Raw genomic sequence first — 6,000 nt, forward strand, 5'->3', positions numbered from 1 at the left:
GGGGCGTATCCTGGGCGCATGAAACATCGTCTGCTCGTCGCGGGCCTGGTCCTGGCCGCCCTCCCATCGCTTGCGGTCGCGTCGCCGGTCGTGGGGATCGATGCGCTCAAGCAGTGGAATCTGATCGTGCTGGGCGACCTGACCTCCAGTTCGGAGGTGGAGGGGCGGACCTTTGTGGGCGGCAATCTCAGCGGCAATTCGTCCAACTACCAGATCCGCACGGTGGCCGCGTCCGACTATGCGCTGCCCGGCCTGACCGTGGTCGGCGACGTGCTGGGTGGCACCAAGAACCTGAACAACGGGTCGGGGGCGCTGGTCGGCGGCAATGTCCAGAGCGGCTTCAACCTGAACGGCGGCATCCAGACGGTGAAGGTCGGCGGCCTCCTGTCCAATACCAACATCAACCAGAATATCGTCCAGGCGGGGCTGGGCACCAGCGATCCCGGCTTCGTCGCGGGTCTGAACCAGCAGAAGACGCTGCTGGCGAGCAGCATGACCGATCTGTCGAACAGCTATGCCGGGCTGGCGGCGACCGGGCAGGTGGCGATCAGCGGCAACCGCGCGACCTTCAACGCGGTGGTGGGCGCCAATGGCGTGGGCGTCTTCAACCTGACCGCCGCCGACCTCTCGCGCTTCGGCGAGATCGCGTTCAACACCAATGGCGCCGATACGGTGATCGTCAATGTCAGCGGATCGTCGATCCGGCTGGACGACAATTTCCTGGGCGGCGCGACGGGGCTGGGCGAGCATGTCATCTGGAACTTCCCCGACGCGACCAGCCTGGAGCTGACGACCGCGTGGAAGGGCTCGGTCCTGGCGCCCAAGGCGGCGGCGGTGACGGGCAATTATATCGAGGGCTCGGCCGTGTTCGGCAGCCTGATCCAGAACGGCGAATTCCATCTGGGCACCTATATCGGCACCTATTCGCCGCCCGCACCCAATCCGCCGAGCAGTTCGGGCGGCGGGACGGGCAGCAGCGGCGGATCGCCCGCGCCGGTGCCCGAGCCCGCCAGCCTGTTGCTGATGGCCGGGGGGCTGGGCCTGTTGGCGATGGTGATGCGGAGGCGGCGCGCATCGGCCTGACGGCGGGTGCGTCGCGTGGCCTTAGGGCCGATCGCCATTCAGCAATGCCTTTCTGTCCCTCGCCCCTTGCAGAGGGGAGAGGGTTGCGCAGACTTGGCCTTTGCGAAAGCAAAGGCTTAGTCGGAGCTGGGTGAGGGGTGGGCGCTCGCTTGGCGAGCGCGCGAGCCCTTGGGCTCGCTCAACCCCTCACCCAAGCTGCGCTAGCCAGCAGGCTGGCAAGCTTCGCTAACCCTCTCCCCTGTCCAGGGGAGAGGGAAGAAGACACAATCCTAAATGTCGATCCGACCTGGACTGCGCTCAGGCCGAACGGTGGTTTGATACATCCCCTCACGCCGCTCAGCCTGAGCGAAGTCGAAGGCCACGCGACACCCGGGCAACGAAAAAGGCCGGTCCGCCCCCGCGAACCGGCCTTTTTGCATTTCCAAAACCGGGGCGATCAGGCGACGGCGGCCTGTTCGCCCTCGTCGGGCTCGCGCAGCACATAGCCGCGGCCCCAGACCGTCTCGATATAATTCTCGCCCTCGCAGGCCAGGCTCAGCTTCTTGCGCAGCTTGCAGATGAAGACGTCGATGATCTTCAGCTCGGGCTCGTCCATGCCGCCATAGAGATGGTTCAGGAACATCTCCTTGGTCAGCGTCGTGCCCTTGCGGAGCGACAGCAGCTCCAGCATCGCATATTCCTTGCCGGTCAGGTGGACGCGCGCGCTGTCGACCTCGACCGTCTTGGCGTCGAGATTGACCGCCAGCTTGCCGGTGCGGATGATCGACTGCGAATGGCCCTTGGAGCGGCGGACCACGGCGTGGATGCGCGCGATCAGTTCCTCGCGGTGGAACGGCTTGGTGACGTAATCGTCCGCGCCGAAGCCGAAGCTGCGCACCTTCGAGTCCATCTCGTTGATGCCGGACAGGATCAGGACCGGGGTCGAGACACGGGCGACGCGCAGCCGCTTCAGCACGTCATAGCCATGCATGTCGGGCAGGTTCAGATCGAGCAGGATGATGTCGTAATCATACAGCTTGCCGAGATCGAGGCCTTCTTCGCCCAGATCGGTGGTATAGACGTTGAAGCCTTCGCTGCCGAGCATGAGCTCGATCGCCTTGGCGGTCGTCGGTTCGTCCTCGATCAGCAATACGCGCATCGATTGTCCCCATTCGCGGAAATGTCGCCCCCTGTGCCCCGGCGACTGGTATTCTAAACATTAACCAATGCTGCAGTGAACGTAAAAGGTTAATTCGGTCCTAACCCGGAACATTGTCGTCGGGTTTCAGCCTGGCACCAGGGCCGAGCAGCGTCTGGTGTTCGACGCGCGGAATATCCTCGCCCAGCACTTCGCGCAGATACAGGCTGCGGATCAGGGTGAAGGCGACGATCAGCAGCGCGGCGGAGAAGAACAACCCGAACAGGCCGAAGATCGTGCCGATGCCGATGATCGCGAACAGCGTGACCGCCGGGGGGATGGCGACCACGCGGCTGGTGACGAAGGGGGTGATCGCATTGGTCTGGACCAGCCGGACGACCGCGAAGGTGATGAGCGTGCCGATGATCGCGCCGTTGCCGCCCTGCGCGGCCAGCCCCAGCGCGGGCAGCATCGCGGCGATCGGCCCGACATAGGGCACGAACTCGCTAAGGCCGGTCAGCAGCCCCAGCGCGGCGGCGGAGGGCACGCCCGCAATGGCGAGCCCTCCGCCGACCAGCACCCCCATCGTCGTCATCTGGATCAGCTGCGCGCGCAGCCACAGGCGCAGCGTCGACCCCGTGTCGAACAGCGCGTCCTCGATTGCCGACCGCATCGAGCGGGGCACGAGCAGCAGGAAGCCGCGCTCATAGATTTTGGGATCGGCGGCGAAGAACAGCGCGCCGACCAGCAGGAGCAGGCAGTTGAGCACGAACTCCCCCGCGCCCGACACGATGCCGCCAATATCCTGCGCGACGCGACTGCCCGCATAGGCGGCGCGCACCGCATCGACGACCTTGGCCCCGACCGGCGACTGCGACGCCCAGGCGGCGAGCTGGTCGATCAGGATGGGCAGTTGCGTGACCAGCGTGTTGAGCTGCTGGCGAAAGGCGACGCCGAACAGCCAGGCCAGGAACCCCAGCACCGCCAGCACGGTGGCGACCGACAGGGTCAGCGATCGCTTCGGCCCGATCGGCAGGTGGTCGGCATAGAGGTCGGCGATCGCATGGATGACGATCGCCCCCAGCACCGATCCGAAGGCGAGGATCAGCAGGTCGCCCGCGCGGAACAGGGCGGCGGTGATGCCCAGGACCAGCAGGGTCAGGACGATGCGGCGTATGAAGCGCGCATCGCTGTCGTCGGGGCGCAGCCGGTTCATCGCACCGCCTCCCGTTCGCGCGCCACGGTACAGGGATCGCGCACCGTATCGGCCAGCCAGGCGATCAGCGCCTCGACGCGGGCGGGGCGCAAGGGGCTGGGCGGGGTCAGCAGATGCAGCCCGATCGGCGGCGGGGTCCAGTCCTCCAGGATCGGCACGACGCGCCCGCTGACCATGTGCGGCCCGATGATGAAGCCCGGCAGCCGCGCGATGCCCAGCCCGGCGACCACCGAGGGGACCAGCGCATCGCCGCTATTGGCGGTCAGCGGACCCTGCGGTCGCACCGACACCTCGGCCCCGCCGGGATGGCGGAAACGCCAGGGGCCGGTGACGTTGGAATAGCTGAGCAGCCGATGCTCGCCCAGTTCGTTGGGATGGCGCGGCGTGCCATGTTCGGCCAGATAGCCGGGCGAGGCGACGACATGGGTCGAGATGCCGCACAGCCGCCGGGCGCGCAGCGAACTGTCGGGCAGGTCGGCGATGCGCAGCGCGATGTCATAGCCCTCCGCGACGATATCGACCTTGGCGTCGGACAGGCTCAGTTCGATCTCGATCCCCGGATGCCGCGCCAGGAAGTCGGCGATGACCGGCGCGATGTTGGTGACGCCGAACGACATCGGCGCGGCCAGCCGGATGCGGCCCGCCGGCGCGCTGGCGGCGTCGCGCGCGGCCTCCTCGGCGGCGCGCGCCTCGGCCAGGATGCGCGAGGCATGCTCGGCCAGCGGCTTGCCCGCTTCGGTCAGCGCCAGGCGGCGCGAGGTGCGGTGGAACAGCGACTGGTTGAGCTGCGCCTCCAGCCGGGTGATCGCCTTGGACACGGTCGCCTTGGACAGCCCGATCGCATCGGCGGCGGCGCTGAACGAACGATGCTCGACCACGGCGGCGAAGATCGCCCAGGCCTCCAGATCCGGCAGACGCATCGCTTTCCCTTGCCCCTTCGCGCGACCATCGGCGATCGGCTCCGCGTTACAATGAACGTGGAAACGATCGGTTTCCAGCGTTTCCGTTTACGCGATCCTATTCGGCCCTATCTTGTGAGCATCCAAGGGAGAAATTCCATGACTGCCATTACTGCCGAGAAGGGCATCGACCGTCGCAGTTTCGAAAGCCTGGGCCATGCCAATCATGGCTGGCTGGACGCGCGGCATCATTTTTCCTTCGCCAGCTATTATGATCCAGCCCGCATGGGCTGGGGCGCGATCCGGGTGTGGAACGACGACGTCATCGCGCCCAATGCCGGTTTCCCGCCGCATCCCCATGCCGACATGGAGATCATCACCTATGTCCGCACCGGCGCGATCACCCATCAGGATTCGATGGGCAATGTCGGCCGTACCGCGGCGGGCGACGTGCAGGTGATGAGCGCCGGGTCGGGTGTCCGCCACGCCGAATATAATCTCGAGAACGAGCCGACGACGCTCTTCCAGATCTGGGTCGAGCCGCGCAGCCGTGGCGGCCAGCCCAGCTGGGGCGCCAAGCCCTTTCCCAAGGGTGAGCGGTCGGGTCGGTTCGTGACGCTGGCGAGCGGCTTCGACGATGACGGCGACGCGCTGCGCATCCGCGCCGATGCCCGCGTGCTGGCCGCGACGCTGCGCGCCGGGGAAAGCGTCGAGCACCGGGTGGGCGCGGGGCGTCACGCCTATCTCGTCCCCGCCACCGGACGGATCGAAATCGACGGTGTGCCGTTCGCGGCACGCGATGGTGCGGCGCTGTCGGGCGATGCGGAAGGCCGGACGGTGACGATCACCGCCATCGAGGATGCCGAGATCGTTCTGGTCGATTCCGAATAATTCCATTTACCCAAGGGAGTATTTCACATGGCGAAGGTTCTGGTCCTTTATTACTCGTCCTATGGCCATATCGAGCAGATGGCCGACGCCATCGCCGAGGGCGCTCGCTCGGCCGGTGCCGAGGTGGACATCCGCCGCGTCGCCGAGACCGCCCCGGCCGAAGTGGTCGCCGCGGCGCACTTCAAGACCGATACCGCGCACCCCGAGATCGAGGGTCCCGACGCGCTGACCCATTATGACGCGATCATCGTCGGGACGCCCACCCGCTATGGCCGGATGGCCAGCCAGATGGCGGCCTTCTGGGACACGACCGGCGGCGTGTGGATGCGCGGCGGCCTGGTCGGCAAGGTCGGCGGCGCCTTCACCTCGACCGCCAGCCAGCATGGCGGGCAGGAGACGACCCTGTTCTCGGTCCTGACCAACCTGATCCACCACGGCATGACCATCGTCGGCCTGGATTATGGGTTCCAGGGGCAGATGGGCGTCAAGGAAGTCCATGGCGGCACGCCCTATGGTGCCTCCACGCTGGCGGATGGCGACGGTAGCCGCCAGCCCAGCCAGGTCGATCTGGACGGCGCCCGCTATCAGGGCAAGCGTATCGCCGAAACGGCGGCCAAGCTGTTCGGTTGATTCCAGGGGGGATCGCCATTCAGCGATGCCTTTCCCTCCCTCGCCCCTCGCAGAGGGGAGAGGGTTGCGCAGACTTGGTCTTTGCATAGCAAAGGCTTAGTCGGAGCTGGGTGAGGGGTGGGCGCTCGCGAAGCGAGCGCGCGAGCCTTTGGGCTCGCTCAACC

At 66.6% G+C, this 6,000-nt stretch carries 6 protein-coding genes; 3 read left to right on the top strand and 3 right to left on the bottom strand.

Annotated elements, in window-relative coordinates:
- Positions 1 to 18: 18 nt before the first annotated feature.
- Positions 19 to 1,083, top strand: coding sequence for a choice-of-anchor A family protein (locus ACFX59_RS12210; protein ID WP_387432537.1), 1,065 nt, complete (start codon positions 19 to 21; stop codon positions 1,081 to 1,083).
- A 436-nt stretch (positions 1,084 to 1,519) separates the two neighbouring features.
- On the opposite strand, the gene ctrA is transcribed toward ACFX59_RS12210, so the two are convergent.
- The 3 genes from ctrA to ACFX59_RS12225 all read right to left on the bottom strand — a co-directional run bounded on the left by ctrA (position 1,520) and on the right by ACFX59_RS12225 (position 4,336).
- Positions 1,520 to 2,221 (bottom strand): response regulator transcription factor CtrA, encoded by a 702-nt coding sequence (gene ctrA / locus ACFX59_RS12215; RefSeq protein ID WP_307103291.1) that lies wholly within the window; start codon positions 2,219 to 2,221, stop codon positions 1,520 to 1,522.
- Positions 2,222 to 2,321: 100 nt separating this feature from the next.
- The gene (locus tag ACFX59_RS12220) at positions 2,322 to 3,416 is read right to left on the bottom strand and encodes an AI-2E family transporter (RefSeq protein ID WP_387432538.1); all 1,095 of its coding nucleotides are present in this window, start codon (positions 3,414 to 3,416) and stop codon (positions 2,322 to 2,324) included.
- Positions 3,413 to 4,336 (bottom strand): LysR family transcriptional regulator, encoded by a 924-nt coding sequence (locus ACFX59_RS12225; RefSeq protein WP_387432539.1) that lies wholly within the window; start codon positions 4,334 to 4,336, stop codon positions 3,413 to 3,415. Before ACFX59_RS12225 ends, ACFX59_RS12220 begins: the two co-directional genes overlap by 4 nt.
- Positions 4,337 to 4,474: 138 nt before the next feature.
- Here ACFX59_RS12225 and ACFX59_RS12230 point away from each other — a divergent pair, with 138 nt between their 5' ends.
- Positions 4,475 to 5,206, top strand: coding sequence for a pirin family protein (locus tag ACFX59_RS12230; RefSeq protein ID WP_307103297.1), 732 nt, complete (start codon positions 4,475 to 4,477; stop codon positions 5,204 to 5,206).
- Between the two features lie 27 nt (positions 5,207 to 5,233).
- Positions 5,234 to 5,836: an NAD(P)H:quinone oxidoreductase gene (wrbA, locus tag ACFX59_RS12235; RefSeq protein WP_307103299.1), complete on the top strand. Its 603-nt coding sequence runs from the start codon at positions 5,234 to 5,236 to the stop codon at positions 5,834 to 5,836.
- Positions 5,837 to 6,000: the final 164 nt, after the last annotated feature.

Origin of the sequence: Sphingomonas sp. NCPPB 2930, assembly GCF_042867205.1 — a bacterium.
Taxonomy (GTDB): Bacteria; Pseudomonadota; Alphaproteobacteria; order Sphingomonadales; family Sphingomonadaceae; genus Sphingomonas.

What these genes read in the sequence shown, in the direction of transcription:
- ACFX59_RS12225 (WP_387432539.1), bottom strand. Translation starts at nt 4,336, where the DNA reads ATGCGTCTGCCGGATCTGGAGGCCTGGGCGATCTTCGCCGCCGTGGTC.
- wrbA (WP_307103299.1), top strand. Translation starts at nt 5,234, where the DNA reads ATGGCGAAGGTTCTGGTCCTTTATTACTCGTCCTATGGCCATATCGAG.
- ACFX59_RS12230 (WP_307103297.1), top strand. Translation starts at nt 4,475, where the DNA reads ATGACTGCCATTACTGCCGAGAAGGGCATCGACCGTCGCAGTTTCGAA.
- ACFX59_RS12220 (WP_387432538.1), bottom strand. Translation starts at nt 3,416, where the DNA reads ATGAACCGGCTGCGCCCCGACGACAGCGATGCGCGCTTCATACGCCGC.
- ACFX59_RS12210 (WP_387432537.1), top strand. Translation starts at nt 19, where the DNA reads ATGAAACATCGTCTGCTCGTCGCGGGCCTGGTCCTGGCCGCCCTCCCA.
- ctrA (WP_307103291.1), bottom strand. Translation starts at nt 2,221, where the DNA reads ATGCGCGTATTGCTGATCGAGGACGAACCGACGACCGCCAAGGCGATC.